Source organism: Candidatus Hydrogenedens sp. (assembly GCA_035361075.1).
GTDB lineage: Bacteria > Hydrogenedentota > Hydrogenedentia > Hydrogenedentales > Hydrogenedentaceae > Hydrogenedens.
In genome coordinates this window covers 6,120-32,470 of sequence record DAOSBX010000025.1, presented here as the reverse complement: position 1 = coordinate 32,470, position 26,351 = coordinate 6,120, and the positions used below count along the sequence as shown (strand labels likewise).

Here is a 26,351-nt window from a genome sequence, read left to right as displayed (position 1 = left end):
CTCTTTTTCAATAGCATTATTCGCACTATTGTTGAGTGTTAAATGTTACTGATTTTTAATGAAGAGACGTTTTATTTTATAATCTATTTTTGGGTAATATTGAATAAAAGAAACAAATGGAGTTTTGTAAATTCGAAGTAAAAGGAAGATATGAATTCAGAAGTAAAGAAAATAGAGGATAAGATTAAGTCGTTTTTACAGGAAAACCGTACTGGAAACATAACAAAGACAACACTCCGCAGGAAATTGAGCCGACAGGGTTTTAAATCTTCGGATATTGAGGATGCATTAAATCGGGTATGGAAAAAGCAGGAAGTATCAAAGAGGTCGTTAAGGTCGAAATTTCCTAAGCTTTCCCATACCAGTTTTTACATCCCTGAACAGGACCGATTAAAGTTATCTGATGAAGCCTATACCGCCCTTCAACGGTTACATTATTTTCAGATGATAACACCTATCGACCGCATATTATTGCTTGAGTGGTTAGAACAATCTCGTGGTAAAGTAAATTTGGAAGTATTGATTAATGTGATTCAAATAGCGTTAGGTCCACGATATACATACGAAGAGATGAAAATGATTATCGGTGTGGCACTTGGTGATGAAACTGTTTTTGTTTGAACTGGGAATGCAACAGGACACTATGTAGTGTCTCGGCTTATAGATTAATTTCGCAGAGTGTGCAGGTAATAAATGTGTTAGTAAATTTGTTTAATAGATATGTTTTTTGTAAAAAAGGTCTTAAATGACACAAAAAAGGTAAATTATGGTATATTTAGAAAGGAAAAACGGAGCCAAGAAGTATGAGTAAATATTTAGTAGTTGTGGAGTCCCCAGCAAAAGCCAGAACGATAAATAAATATTTAGGTAAGGATTACCATGTTGTGTCCAGTTTTGGGCATATACGTGACCTACCTCAGGAGCGGTTAGGAGTTAATATTAAAGACAATTTTGTTCCTGAATATACAATTTTGCCGAAGTCAAAGAAGATAGTAAGTCAACTTAAAAAGGAAGCGGAGAAATCGGAAAAAATTATTATAGCCTCTGACCCTGACCGTGAGGGAGAAGCCATTGGCTGGCATATTTCTGAGGTGCTTCGTCCAGTAAAGAAACCTGTGGAACGAATTACATTTAATGCAATCACAGAAAAGGCGATTAAAGAAGCAGTGAGTCATCCACGTAGCATCGATATGAACCTTGTCTATGCCCAACAGGCGAGGCGAATTTTAGACCGTCTGGTTGGTTATAAATTGAGCCCATTGGTGCAGTGGTCTGTGCGTAAGGGGTTAAGTGCAGGTCGTGTCCAATCCGTAGCGGTGCGATTGGTTTGTGAACGTGAGGAGGAAATACGCAATTTTGTTGTAAAGGAATACTGGACTATTGAAGGCACATTTGTAAAGGGTGAAAACGAAACATTTACAGCAAAATTAATTAAAGTAGACGACAAAGAACCAGAGTTAAATAATGAGCAGGAAACCGAAACTGTCCTTTCGCATGTAAGAGAAGTAGGCACATTCCGAGTTGATAACATTGAGGAGAAGGAGGTGCGAAAAAATCCCTTGCCTCCATTTATTACCAGTACACTTCAGCAGGAAGCATCACGGAAACTTCGATTTGCCCCAGAATATACGATGCGACTTGCACAGGATTTGTATGAAGGGGTTGAGTTAGGCGAAGAAGGTGCGATTGGATTAATTACATATATGAGGACAGATTCATTACGAATAGAATCGGAAGCCATTGCCGAAGTCCGTGCGGTAATTGAACAAAAATATGGTGTAGATTATCTGCCCGAGAAGCCTAATTATTATCGTTCCAAGAAAGGGGCTCAGGATGCACATGAAGCCATCCGTCCTACGTCTGCATTTAGGTTGCCAGAACAGGTAAAGCCTTACTTATCGGAAGACCAGTATAAACTTTATAACTTAATTTGGCAAAGGTTCCTTGCTTCTCAAATGCCACCCGCTATTTATAAACAAAGAACTGTAGAAATTGATGGGGCTGATAAAAAATATATCTTTCGTGCAACAGACACGACGCCTATTTTTTCTGGTTTTACCACAGTTTACGATGAGGAACGAGATGATACGAATGGTGATGAGGATAATGGGAAACAGCAGTTACCACTGTTAGCGGTTAACGATAGTTTACAGGGTAAGGATTTTAATGGTATACAACATTTTACGAAACCACCAGCACGATACACTGAAGCCAGCCTTATCCGTGCTTTGGAAGAGAAAGGGATTGGCAGACCGAGCACGTATGCCCCGACATTGAAGACCATTCGCGACCGTGGCTATGTGGTGCGGGAAAAGGGCAGACTTAAACCTACTCCATTAGGAGAAGAGGTAAACCGACTGCTGGTGCAGTTATTCCCTGACATCCTTGATTACGGTTTTACAGCGAAAATGGAGGAAGAATTAGATGAGATTGAAGAGGGCCAACTTGAATGGCACCAATTGCTTGAACAATTTTATAAAGCGTTTCAAAGTGATTTAACAGAAGCACAAAAGAATATTGTCCGCGAAATTTTCGGTAAAGACATCCTTTGTGAAAAATGTGGAACTGTACTTGAAGTTCGTGAAGGCAGGTATGGTTTTTTTCTTGCATGCCCTAATTACCCAGAATGTAAATTCATAAAGTCATTACCAAAAGTACTAACACGGAAGACAGACAGAGATTGTCCTGCGTGTGGGAAGCCGTTATCTCTGCGGTACAACAAGTCGGGCTCGATTTTATTATGCACGGGTTATCCAGACTGCAGGGCGATGTTTACGTTTAATGAGCAAGGAGAACTTGTTCAGATCGTATCTCAGGAGCCTGTTAAAACCGATGAAACGTGCCCAAAATGTGGAGCAAATCTGGTTATCCGTAAATCTTCAAAAAACAATGAAGAATTCTATGGCTGTGAGAATTATCCTAAGTGCCGTTTTACAAAACCGATGGATTTGGATATACCGTGTCCGCGAAAAGGCTGTGATGGAAAATTACAATATCGGATGAGCCGACGTGGTAGATTTTTAGGTTGTTCTAAATATCCTGATTGTAATGTAATTCTTAATGGTGATATTCAAAAACATACCCCATGCCCGAAGTGTAATTATCCATGGACTCTTTTGCAAAAGAAGAGAGGTGGCAAGAAATTACAGGTATGCCCTAACCCTGATTGTAAACATCAGGTAGAGGTTGAAGAAGACGATATTAATGAAATTTAGTTTTGTTGGGATTTAAATTGTATTATAAGGTATGATTGACTTATCACTTGAAATCTTCTTTGAACATCTCCGAGTAGAAAGGGGTTTATCCGAGCATACGATACGGGCATACGAATGTGACCTTGAACACTTTTGTGATTTTATATTAAACCGATATCAGGCATTTACCTTGGAAGCGGAAGAAACTCGGAAACAACGTATTGTGGCAAGCCTTGACCTGCTTAAAGATGTAACAAAAAATGATATTCGTAGTTTTTTAGCACACGTTCAGAGTTCTGGCAGTTCAACGAAAACAGCATCACGGAAATTATCTGCATTAAAAACGGTTTATCGTTTTTTCATTCGACAGGGACTACTTCAGAAAAATCCAGTGTTAAGTTTAAGGACACCGAAACAGCGAAGAGACCTACCAGCGGTACTTACAGTTGAAGAAGTGATGAGATTGCTTGAGGCAGTGGATGGGGACGACCCAATTTCTATTCGTGACCGTGCATTATTAGAGGTTTTATACTCGACAGGAATGCGAGCCAATGAGTCTGCAATGTTAACCTTGTCTTCTATTGATTTTCAAAGTGGGTTGATTCGTGTGTTGGGGAAACGTCGTAAAGAACGACTCGTTCCGTTAGGTTCTTATGCTATCCAGTTCCTGACAAAATATTTATTTATCCGTAAAGAGTTAGGTAACCCGACACATAATATCGTTTTTGTTAACGCCAGAGGTGGACCCCTGACAACACGCAGTATCCAACGGATTGTTGAGAAGTATTCGAGACAGGCACTGCCGTGGCGAGATGATGTTTCACCTCATACATTACGGCATAGTTTTGCGACACACATGTTAAACGGAGGAGCAGACCTACGAGTTGTGCAGGAAATATTGGGTCATGAGCAATTGTCGACTACACAAATCTATACCCATGTTAGCATTGAACATCTCCGCGAAGTCTATCAAAGAGCACATCCACACGCGTAGGAAATGTATTACCTTCTTATTTTATGGTTTTAACTATTTAGGTATGCAATATTTGTTTCGCCATCACTTAGTATTCCGCCAATGAGAAGGATAAAAAGAAATGAGAATCATGCCAAGCAGTCCGAATAGTCCAGCGAAAGGTCCGACCAACAAGACGCCTGTGTACTGCTGTATCGAATTTCCCCAATAACTCATGGATTGCGAAGCAAGCCAGATAGACCCAGCCATGGATGCTTTCCAAATGAACGCACTAAGTCCATTATACACAGCCTCACGTCGTTCCCCTGAAAATTGCTCATCGTAATCGATGATATCGCCTAACATAGGTATCATCATTACATAAATAATTGCCTGACCTATTCCACAATACCCGAACAATACCATACCTAAGATTGTCCGTACTGTAAAGTCAACATTTAGTTTGCCGATGAGATATAAAAATGGCATTCCTGACGCGATTATTCCTAATGCGATAAACATAAGCCATTTCATGTGCATATATTTTGCTGCTATTGGTATGACTGCGTATGATACGATAGCCACAAGAATGAATGGTATCAGCAGGAATGTGATTGTGCTTTCATCACCGTCCAAACCCAGTTCCGCCCAATAGGGTAGTACACGTTGAACCGCCAGAAATCCGATAGTAAACAAGAAAAATGACCATGCGTAAATCATGAATGGTTTGTTCCGTAAAGCATCTTTCAATCCTTGTCCCCAAGGTAATGGTTCACTTTGCACCGCTGTGGAGTCATATCGTTCCCGTATACATATTACAGGCAACATGAACAAGATAAATGATATGATGGCGAATACTGTAGCAACCCGCCGATACCCAGTGGGAGAATAACTTTCGCTAATCCAATGTGTATTTTTTATGATACTTCCTGCAATAGAATTTTGGATTTCTGCAATTGCAAGATTATTGGCTAATGCTTTAGAGATAATGATAGTGCAAGTATTTTCAATACCAGTATCGGAACACAAAACATTTTTTTGAACACATAGTTTGAGTACTTCCGCTTTTATTGTTTCATAGTCTAACTCGGAAATAGGTTTTTCATCCGTGATGATTAAACTCTCCCCTTGAAGTGATATGTCTTTGTTTTGTAATGAAGGGGTTTTCAGGTCTGCTGATTTTATAGGTTCCAATAGTTTGGTGTGAATATATATTTTGTAATTTTCTGCTTCAAGGGATGCCTCTATAAACTGGGAAATATGAGGAAGTAGAAAAGAACATATTTCCTTATGCATTCGATTTAATACAGCCTCTGGTGGGTTATTAGATGAGACCTGAATGGCTAAAAAGGCTTTCCGTGGTAGTCTTTGATAGGATGAAATTTCGGATTTTTTGAGGATGGTATCGACTGCCTTCTGGATACTTCTTTCTTGAAGTTGTTCAAACAATACACCTTGTAGAGAGTAAAGGTTTTGATTTCTTCTGTCTGTAGAATCGTTCTTTATCAAACAAGATGATAGTTGGTTGCCTAAATCGTTTTCAGGAATTTCCCATGAGATTAGCCAGGTACGAATTTCTTGTTCGGTCGTGTCTGAATGGGTCTGGTTTTCTGTGATTATTTCGAGGTGGTTTTCAACACGGGCAGGGTCTAATTTGGAGATTAAGATACCTGGCAATGCGTTTGCCATTGCTAATCCTACAATCATGCCTATTGCAGTCCATGTTCCGAGTGCAACCCGTGCTGATTCGGAGCGAGCAATCTCTGGACCCAAAGCGTTCAGGGGAATAACTGCGACCGAGAAAAGGGTCCAGTGGGCACACAGGAGAACGGTGCCATAGATAAAATTTATAATGGAGGTATGATTTATTGGTGGATACCAGAACCCTATCATGGTAAATATCATGAGGAGGGCACCTGAGAAAATGTATGGGCGTCGACGTCCGTATATGGGGATAATTCGCCAACGTCCAGGTCGGGTTGGTGTCTTGTCTGACAATGCACCAACTACGGGACTGCTAAATGCATCCCAAAATGTGCCAATGATAAAAATATATCCAACCAATCCAATGGATACATAGACCATTCTACCCACTCCGCCAGAAGGTGAATAGAAATATAGTCCCCATTGATTGATAACCTCACTACATAATTGCACCCCTATCATAGAAAGGCAAATTGCCAGCCCCTCATACCAGCGGAATTCGTTGTGGATAGGTTCGGTATCTGTAGATGTGTTGCTCATTTATACCTTTCCTATTTGTGTACCATCTGAAATAACAGCATTTTTGTGGACAACAACGATGCCATCCCGTATCGAATATCCGTCCCCTTCATGGTCTTTTAACTCATCACTTCCACAAATGAACACATTTTTTCCGATGCGGGCATTATGGTCAATAATGGCTTTTTTAATTACACTTCCGTCGCCGATACCCATCGGGATGCCTGAGGGATGACGAATATTACCCATTTCAAAAGAATCGGCACCGCAAATAATGCTATGGTCGACAAGAGTGTCTTTTCGGATAACACTGCGGATGCCGATAATAGAGTTCATTATCTTTGCTGTTTCAATCCGAGCCCCTGAACAGATAATCGCATGGTCAACCTCAGAGCGGATAATTCTTGCTCCAGGTAGGGCACGGCGATGTGTATAGATAGGCTGGTCGGGATCGTGAAATTCAAAGGGTGGGTTATCTCGTGTCATCGCAATACTGACATCATAATATGAACGCACTGTTCCAATGTCTTCCCAGAACCCATCAAACATATGAGCATAAACGCGATGTAGATTGAGGGCTCCTGGTATCAATTGTTTGCCAAAATCAATCCACTCTAAATGTTCCTTTAATAATCGAATTAACACATCCGCATTAAAAACATAAACACCCATTGATGCGAGATATGGTTTTCCTTCTGCGGATATACCGAATTCATCAAAAAGGGAAGGGGGTGTTATTAATTGCTCTAATATGTTGCTTTCCTTCGGTTTTTCGACAAACCGTTTAATGTTCCCATCCAAATCTACCTGCATAATTCCAAATTGCGATGCCGAATCCTGTCCTACGGGAAGTGCAGAAACGGTGATATCGGCTTCTTTCTGGATGTGTGTTCGGATAAGTTCCCGATAATCCATACGATACAACTGGTCTCCCGATAATATTAAGTAGTATTGTATTTCGGGGTCATAAATATGAAGTATATGTTTACGGACAGCGTCGGCTGTTCCTTGAAACCAATCGCCTGTTTCATTGGTTTGCTCTGCTGCAAGGATTGTTACACTTCCCTGATGAAATGCATCAAAATGATATGAATTCATAATGTGCCTGTTTAAGGAATGGCTGTTGAATTGTGTCAAAACGACAATACGCATAAACCCTGAATTGATGCAATTGCTGAGTGGAATATCCACAAGCCGATACCTGCCACACAAAGGGACAGCGGGTTTGGAGCGTAGTTTGGTTAGCGGATATAATCTCGTGCCTCTACCCCCACCTAAAACGACTGCCATCACACGTTTACTTAACTTTTGAAAATCAATCCGCCCTATATTCATTAAAAACTCTCCTATGACGCATATTAAAAGTTCAGGAAAGATAGTATTTTACTGCTGTATATAATGCCAACATTCGTGAGAGCCCATAGTAGGACACAGAGGATAATAGGTTTGTCTGAAATTAATACGTTGCTCGGGTCAGAACCTTCACCATGGTAGCGGACTAAATAGAGGTAGCGGAACAAACCATAAATTACAAAGGGCAGAGTTAGATAAAGACGGTCTGTATGTAAGCGTTGAATAACCTCTGGTGAACAGGTATAAATGGTAAATGTTATTAAAGCCCCTCCTGAGACAATCAATAGCAATTGGTCTAAATATTCTATGGTGTAATAAACCAGCACGGAACGGTGATTCTCCGCATCATCTTTTAGTAATAGTAATTCGCTACGCCTTTTACCCAAACCTAAAAATAGTGCCAGAAATAAGGTGCACACAATCAACCAATTTGAGAATACCACGTTGATGGCTACAGCCCCAGCAACAGCCCTCGTCACAAAACCTAAGGCTAACACAAGCACATCAACTAAGAAGAATTTTTTCCAGATGAGAGAATAACTTACAGTTAAGAAAACATAAACCAAAAGGATAAAGATGAAACGTAGTCCTAATAGTTCACCTAAAGCCAAAGATAATATTGCAAGGGATATAGTCAGGAATACCGCAGTTGGGATACTAATTTCTCCACTGGGGATAGGACGTTGCGATTTTTCTGGATGGAGTCGGTCTTTCTCTATATCGATAATATCATTCAAAATATAGGCAGAACTTGCTGCAAAACAGAATGAGAGGAAGGCAATGAATGAGTATATTAAAGATGAAAGATTAAGCAGTTCACCTGCAAAAATTAATGCGGCAAAAACAAGGAAATTTTTGGTCCATTGATATACCCGCAACGTTTTGATTAATGAGACAAGAAACATTTATTTTCTCCCAACCTTTAATAAAATAACTCGTATTTTCACTTATAACTGCGTCCTATAGAAAATAAATCTTGGTAGATGCTGTATTATTAACATGATATACCGCCAAAACCATTTTACATACACTACTTGCTTTTTTCGTCTCCATGCAGAGAAGATAATTTTGCCTGCTTCCTCTGGAGTGGCTATGAGTCGTTCAGGTAGATTAAGACCGTATGTCATTGCGGTGTCCATAAAACCAGGCTTTACGATAAGTATCTGTATATTTTTAGGACTAAGGCGATGTTGTAGCCCTTCCAGATAACGGGTCAAAGCACCTTTTGTAGAACCGTAGATGTAATTGCTTTTTCGTCCGCGGTCGCCCGCAACAGAGGAAATGACGATAGCAAAACCATAGTTTCTTTCTTCAAACTGAGAGATAACCCTCTCCAGTATCGACACTGCACCTGTATAATTAATGTCAATCGCTTTTTTAATAAGTTTGAAATCTTTTTGTGCTTCTTCCTGAGTGGGCATATATCCGAAGCAAATAACCAATCCCTCTGGCAAACTGCAAATTTTTTCTGTTACCTTTTCTAAAAAAGCAGGATGTATTTCAAAATCGCTTGCATCAAAAAATAAGGTTTGACAAAATACCCCATATCGGATGCGAATATCTTGTGCGATGCGTTCATTTTCTTCCACCTCGATATCCGCAAGAATTAGCGAATATCCATTCTGTGCAAATTGATGTGCGATTGCTCTTCCTACTGCGGAAACGCTCCCTAAAATAAGAACGGATTTTGAAGTGGGTCTTTTTTCATCAGTATTTAACATATCGGTGCTCTCCTCCGTGCTTGAACGATTCCAAGGCGCCGTGCCATTGTTGATGAATAATGGATATTCGGGTCAATTTTCTCCTTGATTTTTGTGAACTCTTCCCAGCGTGGATATGTCTCTTTGAACATCGATTCGTTCATAAGTTGGTCTTTTGCCAAGTATAATCTACCACCATATCGCAATGTTATACAGTTTAAATCCTCTACAAAGCAGGCAAGACCTGCATGATTTGGGATATCTAAGGCAAGGGTGTACCCCTCGGTTGGGAACGATAATAAACCTTCGTTTCCTGCACCGAACCGTTTTAACACGGTCATAAATGAAGACCTCTGTGAAGATACTAATTGTTCTAACAAAACTTTTAAGCCCTTCACTTCATCTCCTGGAAATACTACTTGATACTGGATAAACCCTGTTTTGCCATACATGCGATTCCATTCAAGAATGCGGTCTAACGGGAAGAAAAATTTTTCGAGAGGCACAATTTCATATCTTGTTTTATTCAAATCATAATACCAAGAATTAAAGATACCTACGGTTCTCTGACTTAAAATCCATGTAGGAGCATCCCATGGCACAGTTATGTCCATCTTTTTTTTCTGAATTAACGGTGAGTTTCTCCACCGTGGCGGTAAATCTTCTACCTCCGCTATTTTTCCACCCATGAGTACTCCTCGTCCCATATTTTCTTTCTGGGCAAGGCAATCGAGCCATGCTACGGTATAAGGATATTTTTTATCATACTCTTTCATCTTATCCAGCAGGTCATCTAAATTCTTGGCTTGATAATAATCTACATGGAAGTATGCAGTTTTAACCTTTTTTAGCCGTATTTTCGCTGTTCGAATTATCCCTGTTAAGCCAATTCCGCCAATCGTTGCCCAGAATAAATCTGCGTTTTCGGTGCGACTACATTGCAAAATATTTCCATCGGCACTCAGCAACTCGAAGGATATAACATGATTGCCGAAACTTCCTTCTTCGTGATGATTTTTACCGTGGATATCGTTGGCAATAGCACCACCAACCGTTACAAACTTTGTGCCTGGACATACGTGTGGCATCCAACCACGCGGTAAAAACACATCAAGTATCTCTCTCAGGGAAACACCAGCCTCACAATCTAAAATGCCTTCTTCTTCTTGCCAGCTTAAAAAGCGGTTCAGACGCAACATGTTCATAATAGCACCGCCTTCGTTCATGGCAGTGTCTCCATAACTTCGACCTAAACCGCGTGCAAGAATGTCTGGAATGCGCATATCCTTTAATATCGCATTCATTGCTCTCCATTGTTCGGGGCGGAAAACGTAGCTTTCTTGATAAGCATATCTGCCCCATCCAGTTAATTTTTTCTTTTCCGCAGGTATCACCATAAAATAGATTTATTTCTCCCTAACTATTAAGATTGTGATTAATAAAATCGTTTTAGTAGTATACAAATTACAGCAAATAGACTCAAATTATAAATGGTATAAAAACAATGTAAAGAAGGAATAAGACTATGACTCTCATCTTATTAAGTATTAGCCCGTTGTATCTTTTTAATACCGTTGTAACATTACCACCTATCTATCCTGTATCGCCTGTGCCTTTTACTGAGGTAGAGATACAGGATGGCTTTTGGGAACATTGGATTAACCGAGTTGGAAAAATATTCTTGCCACATAATATCGAGTATTGTGAACTTGAAAAGAAGATAGATAACTTCCGTGTTACTGCTGGAAAGAAAGAAGGGAAACACATAGGAGCGTGTTTTGAGGATTCGGATGTATATAAAGTTATTGAAGGTTCGGCATATTGGCTTGCTTTGCATAAAGACCCAGTAGTTGAACAGAAAATCGATGAAATTATCGATTTAATAGCAGGTGCACAACAGCCAGATGGCTATCTCAATACTTATTTTACGTTGGTTAAACCGAATGAACGTTGGACAAATGATGCGGAGCATGAAACATATTGTGCTGGGCATTTAATTGAGTCTGCGATCGCTTATGCACAAGCAACAGGAAAGAGAAAATTATTAGATGTAGCAATAAAATTTGCAGACCATATTGTTGACACCTTCGGTACAGGTAAGGTTGAAGAAGTCCCACAACATGAGGAGATTGAATTGGCTTTGTTCAAACTTTCTGAATTTACTGGAAATTCGAAATATGCAGAGTTGGCAAAGTGGTTCATCGAGCAACGTGGCAAGCCGTATAAAGATAAGCCCCATGGGAGATGGGATTCGGTGTGTCAAGACCATAAGCCAATTATTGAGCAGGATGAAATGTTGGGGCATGCGGTTCGTGCGATGTATTTGTATTCAGGAGTTACAGACCTTGTCGCTAAAACTGGGGACGTACGGTATTCCAATGCCCTTGACCGATTATGGTATGACCTAACAGAGCGAAAGATGTACATTACCGCTGGCATTGGTGATTCGTTGCTTCGTGTTGAAGGTTTTAGTAATCCATATTTCCTGCCTAATGATACTGCTTACTGTGAGACCTGTGCCTCTATAGGACTTGTATTTTGGGCTCAACGGATGTTTCTACTCCATCGTGATGCAAAATATGTAGATATTATTGAACGTGCTTTATATAATACACCACTTTCAGGATTGTCGTTAGATGCCAAGACTATTTTCTATTGCAATCGACTGGAGGGTGTTGACCAAAGACCACCATGGCAAAAGTGTGCTTGCTGTCCAACCAATGTTGTTCGGTTTATCCCTACTGTTGGTGGTTATGCATATAGTTTTGAAAAAGACACTCTCTATGTCCTACATTACATGCCGTCTAAGGTGTCCTTGAATTTTAAGGACAATAAGTTTGCTTTGGTAGATAACAAATCAGGGACTGACATCGTTCAATTGGAACAGCTGACAAACTACCCATGGGATGGAGAAATAACATTACGAATCAACACCGATAAACCTAAAATGTTCTGTATGGCAGTACGGATTCCAGATTGGGTATATCGTGGAAATAACGATCCTGAACGTTTATATCTTTTCCCGGAGAGTCCCGGATTAGACAAAGTACAGTTAAAAATAAACGGCACACCAATCCCCATTCAGGTGTTAGAACGGGGATTTATAAAACTGACTCAAGAGTGGAAACAAGGCGATGAAATTACACTCGTTTTGCCTATGGTTGTTCAACGTGTTTATGCAAATGAAAAAGTCGAGGCGGACCGTGGCAGAGTTGCAATTCAGCGTGGTCCCGTTGTTTTCTGTGCTGAGGATGTTGATAATGCAAATCAGGTTCGGTTTGCTTATGTGCCTCGAACTGCTTCTTTCAGTGCTCAATATGAACCAAACCTTTTGGATGGTGTTGTCACAATCGAGACGATTGGAAAAGTAAAATCGCTTGATAATCCCGATGGGATGGAGCAGACATTAAAACTGATTCCTTATTATGCATGGGCAAATCGACAAAAGGGATATATGCGTGTTTGGATTCCCGAAACAGCTGAGCTTGTAGCAATTCCTACCATTGAAACTAAAGCAGTGGTGGAAGCATCTCACAAATGGTCAAATGATAGCTACGAGGCTCTTAATGATATGATTGAGCCGAAAAAATCGTCTGATACCAGTATCCCGCGATTTACATGGTGGGACCATAAAGGCACGAAGGAATGGATACAGTATATTTTCGATAAGGAATATACGGTAAAAGGAGTTAAGGTTTTCTGGTTTGATGATACAGGTTTTGGTGAGTGCCGTGTCCCAAAGTCATGGGAAATTTTGTATTTAAAGGATGACCAATGGATTCCTGTAAAAAATCCTACACCACGAGAAAACCAGAGAAATAAATACAATGAAGTTACCTTTAATCCAGTTACAACAAAGGCACTTCGCCTTGAAGTTCAATTACAGCCTAAATTCTCTGCAGGTATTTTAGAATGGAAAGTTATACCAGCGAAATAAAGGAAATGTTTTTCTACAATTATAAAAAAGGAAAAATATATGTGTCTTTATAACGGTTTATTACGGACTGGATTATTAATTTGTTGTCTGTTAATATTCATTACTTTTACAGTCTTTTCTCAGGATAGCATAAGCGATTCAAGACGTACCGCTATCGTTACTGCAGTTGAAAAAGCATCACCAGCAGTTGTAACTATCAATGTTGTTGAATATCAGCCCGAAGATGAAGTTGATGCTTTCTTCGAGTTGTTTGGTTTCCCAATACGGAAACAAGAGATAACCTCTATTGGGAGTGGGTTCATTTTCACTCCGAATGGATATATCCTTACAAATTATCATGTTTTGGAAAACGCAACTAAAATAAGTTCTGTAACCCTTTCCAGTGGTGAAAAACTTAATGTCGAATTTATCGGGGCTGACCCGAGAACTGATATTGCTGTCCTGAAGGCACAGGGAAATAATTTTCCTTATATAGGATTGGGTGATTCAGAAAATTTGTATATTGGAGAGTGGGTTATTGCTATTGGTAATCCTTTTGGCTCTTTGATGAAAGACCCAAGACCCACGGTTAGTGTCGGTGTCGTTTCAGCAGTTCACCGCAAAGTAAGCCGAAGCATTTCAGGAAATACATTGTATCAAGACATGATACAGACAGATGCAGCGATTAATCCAGGTAATAGCGGAGGTCCATTAGTAAATAGTAAAGGCGACGTTATTGGTATTAATACCATGATAATCTCCAAAACGGGGGGCTATCAAGGAATAAGCTTTGCTATTCCTATAACCCGAGCAAGACGTGTAGCAGAAGAATTGATTAAATTCGGCAAACGTCGGGACCCTTGGTTCGGTTTTAAGGCGGAGTCTTTAGATTCAATTGACCCGAGACTTCTCCATGAACTCGGTATTCCAGTTAAAAAAGGTGTATTTGTTACGCGCATCTTAAAAGAAAGTCCAGCTTATAAAGCAGGCTTACGCCCAGGCGATGTTATTACCGAGATAAACCAGCAACTGGTTGAAGACCCATTGGATGTCGATTTTATTAACTGGGATTTGTTCATTGGAGACCCCGTAGAGGTAAAAATTGTTCGGGAGGGCAAAGTAATGACCCTGAAATTCACAGTTCAGGAAGTAAATGAACAGTGAATAATTTTATCGGTGCCCTGAATTAAGTTCATACAATGTTTTAATAAATCAAATAATTTGACTTTTCCCATTTATTATATTCGTGGCTAAGAAGCATCAAAAATACAATATTAAATGAATATGTTTTATAGCCTGCCTCTTTTTCTTCACATCACTAAAGTACCGAAATCAAAAAGGCGTCCCCGGCTCTTTTCTGAACCGGGGACTTGCGAGGGCTTTACAGAAGCGAAAGGAAGGAAGTGTTAAATCAGATTTGTAGAAGCTAAAATTAAGCCTATCACACGAGCAACAGCACCATTAACCGGTGCTGGACCATTTTCCTGATACCTCATGAATTCAACATGTCCATCCATGTATAGAACATTTGACCCACCTGGGATATGGTTATATGCACCTGTATCAGTGGCTATTGTATCTGCCATAATCCAGACTTCACTCTGGGCTTCATTCGTTGCGGCTGGGTTATTTATATCCGTGATAAGGAACCGTTCAATACCTTCACGAAGCCGATATATAGTTGATTGTCCACCATTCCCTAAACCTTGTGTGACACTGATATCTTCATCAACCTTTCTGGCTCCATTGTATGGGTCAGCTAAGTATGCGCCCAAGATGGAGAGCATCGCCTCCACTAATTGTTGTGGACCCAGCCCTGTAATACCACTTGCTCCAATTAAGGTCGCTAATCCGGATATGTCAATTAGCGGGTCTGTGCCATCCGCATCGCATAGATCCAAAACATAGCCTACATAGTTATAGCTGGAGTCAATGATAGACATTCCACGAACCGCATCGTCACAAGCAATGTTTGTATCTGGCTCATTTGTTACAGGGTTATTTTGTAATCCTGGTTTCTCCGCGGAATCCGATGGGCAGAACATGATGTTCAGGTCTGTCAAGTATTCAGGATAAATAACCTTTGGATTCGGACCTGCAGCCACAATCCCAATTTCACCTGTCGGTTGAAATGGGAAAGCAGTACAATCTACACGAGCATCCGCTGTTAAGCACATTGGCGGAAAACGTTCTCCTTTCGCTTCGTTGCAATACATCTTAAGAACCAATCCCCATTGCTTGAGGTTGTTCTGACAACTGCTTCTGCGCGCCGCTTCCCTCGCTCTTGCAAGTGCTGGCAATAAAATTGCCGCAAGGATGCCAATAATGGCGATGACGACCAACAGCTCAATGAGTGTGAAACCTTTTTTACGCATAGGATAACTCCTTCTTGGGTTCGCCCTGAAAACCCAGTTGATTTCGTTTGACTTATTCATGCAGGGCACATGAATAACACAACAATACAACACTATTTATTATAATTAATAATTTTTTAATTGTCAAGTCAATAATTAAATAATTTAAATAATATATACATAATTAAAAATTTTTGTAAAGTTAAATATTTAATCTTTTATTGTAATTTAAATTACATATTAAAAACAATTATAAATAGTATTATGATAAGATACCGTAAAAAATTAATTATGTAAAATTATTTTTGAATAGATTTATTGTGCGAATATTGAGATTATCTGGATGTTTTTTAAGGGGGGAAAGTAGATTTAAGTGTGGTTATAATTTGTTATATAAAATGGTAGTGAAGGTTTGCTCACCATTAGAATTTTATTTTGTTTATTGTTTAATCTACGGTAGATATTTTGATTCTACCGACGAGGGGTATAAGTTTGATTTGCTCAATAATATCACCTTCCCCTATTTTTATGTGTGTTACATCAACCAGAGGTTGGTTAAAGGTTGGGTCAACGTCAATCCATTTTCCGACCCAAACTTTTGCCCATTGGTGGAAGTAAAATCCTGGTTTAGGATAATCGACATAAATAAGTCCAGCTACTTCTCGTGCTGGAATGCCGATAGCTCGAGCCAGCCCTACAAACAATAGACTGTGTTCGGTGCAATCCCCTTCTCTGTGTTTTAGTACATCCAGGGCATTTGTTAACTGTGCGGAATAGGAAGTTCGCATATTATCTTTGACCCATGAACATAGTTTTTTTACAGCTTCCCATGCATCAGTAGTAGCACTGATAATTTCTGTTGCAGTTTTAATCATTTCGGGATGGTCGCTTTGAACGAAGCTACTTGCTTGTGTCCATCGTTTAACCTCCTCTTCCTGAATAGGCAGAGTCATTTTAGGTATGGAGTTGGGGTCTACTTTTTTGGCTGTAAACACGAAATGGTCTTCTTCCTGAACGATTTGTTGGCGTTCGTCGCAGAAGAGATGGTTGTCGTTTAAGGGACCATTTAAGATGAGTTTTAATGTTTCGCGTTCTCGAGGCTTTTCGATGGGCTTGTCTATCATAGCAGCGTTAGATACAAGCACGTCATTACTATAGTGGATATCTGTTGCCACCTCTTTGGGTTCTAATCGCATTGTAAAGATTTCGCCAGCAATATCTTCTAAAACGAGCCCTTTTTCCGTGACATAAGAGGTTTGTTCAAGGTTAAGAATATTCACCTTAGTATTAATTTTGTATACCTTTGTTGGTACGCCGTTTAGGAATCGTTCTTCTATTCCTGCGATAGTGGAGATGCAAATCAATTCCTGTTCATAGAGCGGTTCAAATAGAAAGGCTGTTAGTTCTTCTCCCACTTTTGGTTTTTTAAGCATCCATAGTTGAAATTTTAAGGTATCTTTGAGGTGTTCTTGTGGTAGAGGTAAGTAGCGTTCTACGTTTTGCCCTGCCATTGTTTTGACTAATTTTAGCTGGTTATTTTCCACTTTGGCATGGAATTCTGTGGTCGAGAGTATATCTACCAACTTATAATCGATAGCGACTAGTTCTCCACTATGGGCGTATGTCCTTACAGAATGCACCTGCATTTCCTGTTGGACTCCACTCATGTTCATGCGAAATGTGCCATCTTCCGTGAAATAGACTAAGCCTCCCTCGCCAATAGTAAGGGCTTGTTGCATAAATCCTACTTTATTATTGTTAAGATATAGCCCGAACCAGCGTTCCCCTACAAACTGGGCTGGATTAATGGTATCTTGGGCAATGGAACTTGCACAAACCAGCATAAATGCTAACTGTAATATTGACCATTTTGTATCCATTTTTTCTCCTTATTTTTTATTAGAACGATATCTATTCCTTTTAGGTTTTCAGTCCTACAAGTGATTTCAATCTTCGGTATAAATACTCGAATGGGATTAATTGAAAGTAATACGTAATTATAATTGAAACGAGAATGAATAAAGAATTTGACCATATTGGCATTTTAAAAAAACTGTTACTAATAAGGAACACTGCGAAAACGAGTTGAGGAATTAAGATTCTGTGCCATTCGAAATGGATGCATGTTCTTTTAACCCATATTGTTTGTGCGAGGTATGAAAACAGGAAGCTTATTAAAGCAGACCAGGCAGAGCCTATCATACCGAATCGAGGTATTAGCAAGAAATTTAATCCTAAATTAATAGCCACTGTGCCAATATTCGTTATGGTAACAATATATGGTCTATTAGATGCTATCAAAGTTTGTCCAGAAATACCTGTTAATACTGCAATAACAATACCAGCAAGTAAAGGGATTAGAATGGTATCCATTTGCAAATATTCACGAGAAAATAGGACTAAGATAACTATCTTTTGAACAAATGGAAAACACATGATTCCGACAAAACTTAGTATAGCGATTGCATTTTGGGCTTGAGTAAAGAATTGTTCTGCTTCCCGTTGTTGATTTCCTGCAAGGAGTTCGGAAATGCGGGGAAGATATGGAAGGAGTAATGAGTTTAGCATACGTGAGACGATATGTATTAATCGTTTTGCCATTTCATACAGTGCTACTTGTGCTGGGCTACCTGTTAAGTAAAGAAGTATTACCGTATCAAATCGTTGCACAAGATAGTTTAATATTGAATTTATCCATAATATCCAACTGAACTTTATGGCAGATGTAATATGTTGTGTGTCTAAATGAAATATATGTTGTGTTGGTAATGAGAACCAAAGAAGGATGACTGTTAAAAGGTAACTTATAATGTAAGCGAAGGAGAGCGAAATAATTTTCCCCTGCATGACTACGAGTACCACGACCGAGAATAATACCTGTAAGATAGATGCAATAGTAACCCCTAATGCACGTTTACCGAATACCTGAAAGCCTGAGAGATTCGATAGTAAAATATCACGTAATAATCCAACAACAAATAACAGTGGGACAACCCAGAAATAAGAAAAGAGTAATGAAGAATTTGAAATGGATGGCCGTAGTGGACTCCACATAAGAAGCCCCCAGATTAGGAATGTTATCAGGGAGATAATGATAGCGTTAATAATAGAAAAGGTAAGTATTGTTTCTGAAAGATAACCTTTGGTTTCATCCGATGCTCCACCGATTAGTTTTGGAATAGATACTTGTAATCCGTAACCAAAGAAGAGAACAAATCCATCTGACCACACTAACAACAAGGAAAAGACAGCCACTTCCTCTTTGTTTAATGAAATGGCAAACAGTTTTCCGACAATTAGCAAGGCAAGAAGATTGACAACAGTGCTTAACCAGGACCAAAAAGCCCCTTCCAAAACGCCAGATTTCCGTATATGTAACGTGTTGCTCATGAATATAGGTTAAAGAAATTTGCGGTTGTGTCTATTTAAGTTATTATATCGTATGACATTAGGTAGGTAGAGAAAGTTCTTTTTCAAACTTGTTTAAGTAATAATTTGCTACCAGAACGCCAATGTAAATGGTTGGTACTGCAATTGCGGTTAACACCATGATACATAAAATATACATTATTCTTGGTGGTCCTGCTTTTTGGCGAGGTGTTAATGCCTTAGAGGCAAATCGAAGTTCGCTTTGAGATTTTTCTAAATTAGCAAGTGCATATTGGTACGTAGTATTAAGGTTTTCATAAATTTGTTTTATTTGAATCTGTTCACTTTCCAAGGATAACTTCTGTTGTTTTTTCTCAGCAAATAGTTTACGCAATTGAGTCAGTTCTGTTTCTAATTCTGATATTTGTTTTTGTATGGCTTCTTTTTCACTTATTTTTAATTGTTGTTCTTTTTTCAAATCTTCTAATCCATTTGATTCGGCATTGGAAGAATTCTCATTTCCAGGGATGGGGGTTCTTGGTATGTCTGTTCCTTGCCTGTCTTTGTTAATGCTTATCATTTTTTCGAGTTGGTCAATTTCCAGAGTGAGATTTATTTGCTGAATTCTGAAGGATGTAATCTGATTTTCTAATTCACCAATTCGTGATTCCAAACTTGGTAAATGATAGTTTGCTTCCAACTCTTCAATGGCTTTCCTTTTTGCTTCTAACTTGGCTTTTTTCTCGTCTAAGGTTTTCTCTAAATAAGCGATACCATCTTTTATTGGTCCCTGACGGAGTTCTTCAATCTTTGTCATACCTAATTCTGCCCAGTAGTTACACACCTCTGCGGAGAGTTCTGGATTTTTTGTAGTGAACTGTAATTGTATAATTCGCTGATATTGAATTTGATTTGTCCCCTGAAAGAATATTTTCGATTTGATAGATAAAGATTTTCGAATTTTGCTTCGAGATAATTTTACGTTCTTAAACTCCTCTTTGCTAGATAAGAATAAAAGAATCTTTTCTATGATTTCATCAGATGTATATATTTGTTCATAGTCTGGCATAGGGAATGTGGGTACTTCATTCAATGTTAGAAAACTAACACGGTAGGGGATATCATCTCGTTCAGATAAAATGCTCGGAACGTAATCTTTGCTATTAAGAGGTACTGGTGTCATGACCAGTAATGCAGTCGCTGTGTAATAATCATCTATGGTTAACGTTGTTAATGCAGTAATAGCACCTACTACAATTACTGAAATGACAGTGATTAAGATAATTCTCCGTATCATAAATAATCGCATCCCTATTATATATATGTTTTGTGATAATTTGATGATTATATGATTATAATTAAATGTATGATAAATTACAAAACCAAACATAACAATTTCGATGAAATTAGAGAAGAGTTGTGGTATGATGATAGAGTGAATAGAGTGAATAAAAAAGAATCGCCTCGAATTAAGGAGGTTAAAAATGTCAAAGTTTAAGAAAAGAGATGAAGATAAACAAAAGATAAGTGAGACGAAAACGGAACTACCGAAGCAGGATTTAAGGGAATATGCCCGATGCCATATTTGCTTGAGTGCAGAAGTGCGTCTCTCGAATGGTATCTTGTTAGAAGGGCAAACAGAAAATATAAGTATGAAAGGACTATGGTTCCGAACAGAAAAAACGTTTCCTAAAAATACACCTGTGAGAATCCATCTATTTCTAACGGGGACGCAAGATAAGCAGGCATTGAATATCAAGGGAACAGTTGTCCGTATTGAAGCCGATGGGATGGGAATCAAATTTGAAGAAGTAGATTCGGATAGTGCAGAGCATCTACAACATTTGCTCATTTACAATTCGTCAGAAGTCGGTCATGCCAGTAAAGAAAAATAAAAGATGAGATTGAGCAGGCAATAAGCAAACAATGTGGCAGAACTCAGAAAAATATCAGTGGTCTGTATTTACTCTAAAACCATGGGCAATGCAAACAGGAAGCCAGTATTTTAATACCCGCTGTTTGATGTATGAACCACCGAATCGTTCACGTTCAGGACGAATGCTCCTTATCCCCTTATATTATTCCATAACAGAGTTTCTTATGATACCGTACATATTTGCAAAGGAATTAGCAGGGGAAATTAAAATTATTGCTCCTAAAAGATTATTGGACACTCCGCTCGGAAATTACATTGCGCAAAGAGGACTGGATATTTACTCAATCTTAGATGAACCTCAAAAATGGCTTGAAGACCAACAAAAAAAGGACATATATTTCCTGTGGTTTCCCTATGGTTTATTTATGGATAAAGAACAATCTTTGATGTATCATCTCGGAATAAAAAGTATTCGAGGACTTATTGACGAGATTCAGAAAGAATACCACCTTCTCTGGAGCACACATCCGAAAGAGGAAACCTCAGGAAAGACTATTCACCAGAATTTGGAAGAAACATCTATCTATATTTTCAATACCCATTTTTGCCCTTCCGTATTTAATTCCAATCCTTTAGATAGCATTTGTGATATATCATACGAAGAGTTAGCATACGGTGCGTTAAAAACGATAGACACGGAAAATACATTGCTTGACGATAAACATCTATTAGAGATAATTTTTGTAAAATACCCACTGAATTTTCTCCTTAATGCCTCAGATGAATCTGTTAAACAATTGTTCGGCAAATTTCAGGGTTTAACATCCCCTGATTTTGAAACCCTTCTTTTTACGTTAATTCAGACCTTGCTTCCCCTAAAATATACGTGGAAGAGTTTTCGAAATCGCTTCCTCTTACTTTTGGAACATACGATAAATAGTACATCATCAAGCATTGCTGAAGACTTGAAAACTGTTTACAATAAAATTTTAACTGGTGAATTGTTTTCTCCATGGGATAAGACTATCGACTTTCTTCAAAAATGTGGGTATTGTGAAAGACAAACAAAAGGATTGCGAGTTTTTGCGTCATCAACCACAGCATATCGCAATGACCCATACCGATTATTACGAAAATTAAGGATTATAAATAGTGAGTCGGTTCTCCCACAAGATAAAAAGGTACTAAATAAAATTAAGTGGGTGCCCGACCTATTTTTATCCAGAAGATGTGCCCTAAACTTATATTATTCTGATGTAAACATATTTGAAGATGACTATATGAAAGCCTTCCATCCAGAATGGAGTAAAGATGCGGAAGTAGGAAAACCTTTTTTCAAGCATGTCTCTGGTGCACGTGTTGGTGTTGTATTTTGCCATGGATACCTATCAGCACCTATGGAAGTCCGTGCATTAGCGGAATATATATACCGCTGTGGTTACTCTGTGTATGGTGTTCGACTTAAAGGGCATGGTACATCACCGTTAGATCTTGCAAATACTTCATGGACAGAATGGTATGATGCCTTAAACCGTGGTATTGCATGTATGCTCGCTTGTTGTGAAAAGGTGTTTTTATGCGGGTTCTCCGCTGGCGGTTGCCTTGTCTTATCAGCCACTGCGAATAAACAAAATCACATTGCAGGTGTAATTAGTATCTCAGCCCCACTTAAACTGCAGAATTATGCTATTCATCTTGTTCCTACAATATCCACCTTAAATGTCGTTCTCAAGAAATTTGGTGGTGGTGGCTGGGAACTGTTTGACCATCATCCCGAAAATCCACACATCAACTATCAAAAAAATCCGTTAGGTGGATTGCGACAACTTCGGCTACTGATGGAACAAACGGAGGAACTCCTTCCACAGATTACCGTTCCAGCCCTTATAATTCAGGGTTCCAATGACCAAACGGTTAATCCTGACAGTGCACAAATTATCTTCCAAAATATACGCTCAGAACAAAAACAACTTCTTATGTTCAATCGTGCACGACACGGAATATTAAACAGTTCTGGAAAAGAACAAATATTTTCAGCAGTTGAAGGTTTTATATCGGAGATAGCAAAATCAAACCCATGATTTGAACCTCAAACATAAGGATTATAAAAATGTTCGATTTTATGATGACTGAAGAGCAGATAAAACTTCGTGATGAAGCCCGTGAATTTGCAAAATGGGTTCCCCGTGAATTAATTCTCGATATGGATGCAGATAAAGTGCAGTTTCCCCGTGAATTTTTGAAAGAAGCTGGCAAACGAAACCTATTGGGAATACGGATTCCAAAAGAATATGGTGGACGTGGGTTAAACTGGGTTGATGACATTATCGTTGCAGAGGAGGTAGGTGTTGCGAGCTACTCATTGGCGTGTCTCTGGGGTGTCGGTGGAGATATTGTTGCAGAGGCAATAGTTGCCTTTGGTTCTGATGAATTAAAAAAGGAGATAGTTATCCCTCTTCTACGTGGTGAAGTATGTACCGCAGAATGTCTAACCGAACCACGAGGAGGCTCCGATTTCTTCGGTGCAACTACTAAAGCCAAGAAAGTAGGTGGTGACTGGGTTATTACAGGACAAAAACGGTTTATTGTAGGTGCGGAAGGTGCAGATTGGTTTATGGTTTATGCAGTAACAAACCCAGATGGACAAGACCATGAACGACTAACATGCTTCATGGTGCCCAGAACGAAAGGGGTAGAAACAAAATACATCTATGGTTTAATGGGCGTGCGTGGTGGAGGTGCTGGTAGGCTTATTCTTAACGAAGTGAAAGTTCCAGAACGTTTTGCCTTGAACGGCATTAATGGCGGATTCGATGTCTTTGTGCGAAATATGATACCAGAGCGGTTGGGGACTTCCGCAATGACTATCGGTTCCGTACGTCCAGCCATCGAAATTGCTACAAAGTATACGTCACGACGAAAAGCATTCGGACAGCCCATTGCAAATTTTCAAGCGGTCGGATTTAAAGTGGCAGACAGTGTTATGCTCCTTGATGCCTCACGGGCTATGGTGTATAGCACCGCACGGGCAGTCGATTCTGGAAAAGTGCATCCAGGACGAATACGACGAATGATTTCACAAACTAAAAAATTTGTTACTGAATCTGCTTGGACTATCGCAAACAATTGTATGCAAGTTATGGGCGGTATTGGCTATACGAATATCTACCCATTAGAACGAATTGTCCGTGACATCCGCCTCTCTATGATTTGGGTCGGCACTAATGAGATTATGGACCTGATTATTCAAAATGAATGGTACAAAGAAGCCTTACGACCTGAGGCGACAAACAAAAGTAGAGATGTCGAACTCGATGCACCACATGCTGACCAAATAGAGGAAAAAGTTTTTGAGTAATTCCTCCATGACGATATAAATATCCCTCTTATACCATTTTTTTATGACGTGAAAGGTTTTTCATAAACATTTTTGCCTAAGTGCTCTTACACTGGAGGGATGTCTCATTATCTTAAAGTGAGATATGCATATCGCCTTTTATTATACATGTACATTCTATGTCCTTTGTGCGTTAATGGTAACACAATTTCATCTTAATCTTATTCTACAGCCTTTTGGTGGATTTTACCCTTTCATTTTTTCGTACACGAGGCATATTGCGGAAGGCTTTTCAGGGAGTGTTATAGGGACTCCATGTTCTGTTAATTCCTTTCCTGTAAGTTCTAAAGATTGACCTTCTTTGCTTGGCGATGCAATGTGGTATTTAGTGTCTAATTCCAGACCATACAAAGGCAATCGCATACTTTCTGTTTCAGATTGTTCTCGGCGGAATACCTGAACAAATCCTTTGCCTTTACTTTGTAAATTAAATTGCCACGCTATCCATGTATCGGGTTTTAGGGAGTATGGTGTTAATGGGTAGTAATCACCATAATAGCACTCCCCATAGATACATCGGTCATCTATTAGCCTCTTTAATATCGCCCAATCTATGGTATCATCTCGCTGATTCCAACAAGCGGTAAAACTGGAAGTAAAGACACTCATAACTTCGTAAATGGAAGTTTTGGATGTTCCAGTCCCATTGAAAGGAATCCATTCCGAAAGTGCCCATGTATGGCATTGATTGCCGATAGGCTCCATAATGTAATCACTTCGTAGGAGAGGCACAGCCCGTCGTAAAGTTTCTAAATCATTGCGTCTACCACCACTGGCACAGGAATCAATTAACATATTGGGATGACGACGCAACAGTTCATCCCAGTATGCAAAATATCCTTCCACATGCTGAATCTCTGTGATTCCCTGCCTGTCTGGAGTATCATTCTTCCGCCAGAATTCTAATGGGTCTATATTGAAATCCTGTCGGTATAAATCAATACCTTCTTTAGTAAGGAAATTGTCTATATAGTTTGTTAGCCAATCTCTTGCCTCAGCATTTCCAAGGTTCAACAATCCCCCTTGTTCCCCACCTAATATCCATTCCGGATGATTTTCAGCGAGCCATGTGCCCGCATGGACACGCTCAGGCTCAAACCATACAAGTAATTTTATATTTCTACTATGTGCAAAATCCGAAATTGGCTTAAAACCACCTGGAAACCTTGTTTCATCTATAACCCATGTGCCTGTCTTGGGCCAGTTCCTGTCGCAAGGATACCAACCCGCATCAATCCACCAATAATCTAATTGAAAGCCACGGTCAATATATTTCTGAATGAGCATTTTATGACTTTCTGTATTTTCTTGATATGTTTCCTCTACCGAAGTGGCACTACATGAAAGTAGCATGGGTACTTTAGGTGGTGTCCCATCCTGTTTTGGGAGGTTACAATGTATCATCCATTGCCTCCATAGGTTTTGTCCACGGTGCTTGTCCCCAGAATAAAATAGCAGTACAACCATAGGTCCGCGAACTTCTTCTCCAGGGTACAAGTTAAAATGTGTAAGTTCCTGTCCCCCCTGAATATGTAAACTTCCATCCGTATCGCGGTAAAACCGACAGGACCATTGCCCTGCCCAACTGATAACGAAAATAAGACCGCCATCGTCTTTTTGAAAATTGAAATAGGGAAATGTGGTTTGTGTTGGGCGTCCACCTGTATTTGCGAGGTTAATTTCGGAGCCGTGGTTCATTGGTTCATCAATAGGTTCATAACTATCCGCAGAACAGTTATCCCCTTTGTTCCGATGCAGAATTATTTGTTGATTTTTGAATTCAGGAAATACTGTATCTATTGTTTTTAACTCTTGTAATATAGGGGTCTTTTTATTGCTCTCATTTTTGTAATAAGCAGTCCATTCAAGTACTGGAAAATGAAGATATTGAACAGCCTTATATCGCACAACAAGCCCCGTCTTGATATGTATTAGCTTCAAAATGCAAGTTATTTTATCATTACCCTTTTCAGTTGTTATTTCCCGTATCCATTCTTCAGGATTGTGATTTGCAGGT

18 protein-coding genes are annotated in these 26,351 nt (G+C 39.3%); 8 read left to right on the top strand and 10 right to left on the bottom strand.

Annotated elements, in window-relative coordinates; all coding sequences use genetic code 11:
• Positions 1-150 precede the first annotated feature (150 nt).
• The 3 genes from PLJ10_08805 to PLJ10_08795 all read left to right on the top strand — a co-directional run bounded on the left by PLJ10_08805 (position 151) and on the right by PLJ10_08795 (position 4,188).
• Positions 151-621, top strand: a complete 471-nt coding sequence (locus PLJ10_08805) for a DUF494 family protein (protein ID HOK09745.1) — start codon at positions 151-153, stop codon at positions 619-621.
• Positions 622-803: 182 nt separating this feature from the next.
• Positions 804-3,215 carry a type I DNA topoisomerase gene (gene topA / locus PLJ10_08800; GenBank protein ID HOK09744.1) on the top strand — a complete coding sequence of 804 codons (2,412 nt, stop codon included), beginning with the start codon at positions 804-806 and terminating at the stop codon, positions 3,213-3,215.
• Positions 3,216-3,246: 31 nt separating this feature from the next.
• The gene (locus tag PLJ10_08795) at positions 3,247-4,188 is read left to right on the top strand and encodes a tyrosine recombinase XerC (GenBank protein ID HOK09743.1); all 942 of its coding nucleotides are present in this window, start codon (positions 3,247-3,249) and stop codon (positions 4,186-4,188) included.
• A gap of 63 nt (positions 4,189-4,251) precedes the next feature.
• Here PLJ10_08795 and PLJ10_08790 read toward each other — a convergent pair whose 3' ends face one another.
• From PLJ10_08790 to PLJ10_08770, 5 genes are read right to left on the bottom strand one after another with little or no spacing between them, the layout of a single operon-like run.
• On the bottom strand, positions 4,252-6,390 hold the full coding sequence (locus PLJ10_08790) for an MFS transporter (protein ID HOK09742.1): 2,139 nt from the start codon (positions 6,388-6,390) through the stop codon (positions 4,252-4,254).
• Positions 6,391-7,704 (bottom strand): glucose-1-phosphate adenylyltransferase, encoded by a 1,314-nt coding sequence (locus PLJ10_08785; protein HOK09741.1) that lies wholly within the window; start codon positions 7,702-7,704, stop codon positions 6,391-6,393.
• A 23-nt stretch (positions 7,705-7,727) separates the two neighbouring features.
• Positions 7,728-8,627 (bottom strand): decaprenyl-phosphate phosphoribosyltransferase, encoded by a 900-nt coding sequence (locus tag PLJ10_08780; protein ID HOK09740.1) that lies wholly within the window; start codon positions 8,625-8,627, stop codon positions 7,728-7,730.
• A 42-nt stretch (positions 8,628-8,669) separates the two neighbouring features.
• Entirely contained in the window at positions 8,670-9,443 is a 774-nt protein-coding gene (locus PLJ10_08775; GenBank protein ID HOK09739.1) for an SDR family oxidoreductase, read from the bottom strand.
• Complete coding sequence (locus PLJ10_08770) at positions 9,437-10,819, bottom strand: FAD-binding oxidoreductase (GenBank protein HOK09738.1); 1,383 nt, start codon at positions 10,817-10,819, stop codon at positions 9,437-9,439. The genes PLJ10_08775 and PLJ10_08770 overlap by 7 nt, the downstream gene beginning before the upstream one ends.
• A 128-nt stretch (positions 10,820-10,947) precedes the next feature.
• Between PLJ10_08770 and PLJ10_08765 the strand changes: the two genes are divergently transcribed.
• Both PLJ10_08765 and PLJ10_08760 read left to right on the top strand, forming a co-directional pair.
• Positions 10,948-13,359, top strand: coding sequence for a glycoside hydrolase family 127 protein (locus tag PLJ10_08765; GenBank protein HOK09737.1), 2,412 nt, complete (start codon positions 10,948-10,950; stop codon positions 13,357-13,359).
• A 39-nt stretch (positions 13,360-13,398) separates the two neighbouring features.
• Positions 13,399-14,502 carry a trypsin-like peptidase domain-containing protein gene (locus PLJ10_08760; protein ID HOK09736.1) on the top strand — a complete coding sequence of 368 codons (1,104 nt, stop codon included), beginning with the start codon at positions 13,399-13,401 and terminating at the stop codon, positions 14,500-14,502.
• A gap of 242 nt (positions 14,503-14,744) precedes the next feature.
• On the opposite strand, the gene PLJ10_08755 is transcribed toward PLJ10_08760, so the two are convergent.
• The 4 genes from PLJ10_08755 to PLJ10_08740 form a co-directional block, all read right to left on the bottom strand.
• On the bottom strand, positions 14,745-15,713 hold the full coding sequence (locus PLJ10_08755; GenBank protein ID HOK09735.1) for a DUF1559 domain-containing protein: 969 nt from the start codon (positions 15,711-15,713) through the stop codon (positions 14,745-14,747).
• A 425-nt stretch (positions 15,714-16,138) separates the two neighbouring features.
• A complete protein-coding gene (locus PLJ10_08750; protein ID HOK09734.1) occupies positions 16,139-17,572 on the bottom strand; it encodes a transglutaminase-like domain-containing protein in 1,434 nt (477 codons plus the stop codon).
• A gap of 40 nt (positions 17,573-17,612) precedes the next feature.
• Positions 17,613-19,082, bottom strand: a complete 1,470-nt coding sequence (locus PLJ10_08745) for an oligosaccharide flippase family protein (GenBank protein HOK09733.1) — start codon at positions 19,080-19,082, stop codon at positions 17,613-17,615.
• 58 nt (positions 19,083-19,140) lie between these two features.
• The gene (locus tag PLJ10_08740) at positions 19,141-20,358 is read right to left on the bottom strand and encodes a hypothetical protein (GenBank protein HOK09732.1); all 1,218 of its coding nucleotides are present in this window, start codon (positions 20,356-20,358) and stop codon (positions 19,141-19,143) included.
• Between the two features lie 187 nt (positions 20,359-20,545).
• On the opposite strand from PLJ10_08740, the gene PLJ10_08735 reads away from it, so the two are divergent.
• The 3 genes from PLJ10_08735 to PLJ10_08725 are packed head-to-tail and all read left to right on the top strand — an operon-like array spanning position 20,546 to position 24,295.
• Positions 20,546-20,956 carry a PilZ domain-containing protein gene (locus PLJ10_08735; GenBank protein ID HOK09731.1) on the top strand — a complete coding sequence of 137 codons (411 nt, stop codon included), beginning with the start codon at positions 20,546-20,548 and terminating at the stop codon, positions 20,954-20,956.
• 31 nt (positions 20,957-20,987) lie between these two features.
• A complete protein-coding gene (locus PLJ10_08730) occupies positions 20,988-23,018 on the top strand; it encodes an alpha/beta hydrolase (protein ID HOK09730.1) in 2,031 nt (676 codons plus the stop codon).
• 29 nt (positions 23,019-23,047) lie between these two features.
• Positions 23,048-24,295: an acyl-CoA dehydrogenase family protein gene (locus tag PLJ10_08725; GenBank protein ID HOK09729.1), complete on the top strand. Its 1,248-nt coding sequence runs from the start codon at positions 23,048-23,050 to the stop codon at positions 24,293-24,295.
• A gap of 225 nt (positions 24,296-24,520) precedes the next feature.
• Here PLJ10_08725 and PLJ10_08720 read toward each other — a convergent pair.
• The coding region (locus PLJ10_08720) for an alpha-galactosidase (GenBank protein ID HOK09728.1) at positions 24,521-26,351 on the bottom strand (1,831 nt) is incomplete at its 5' end.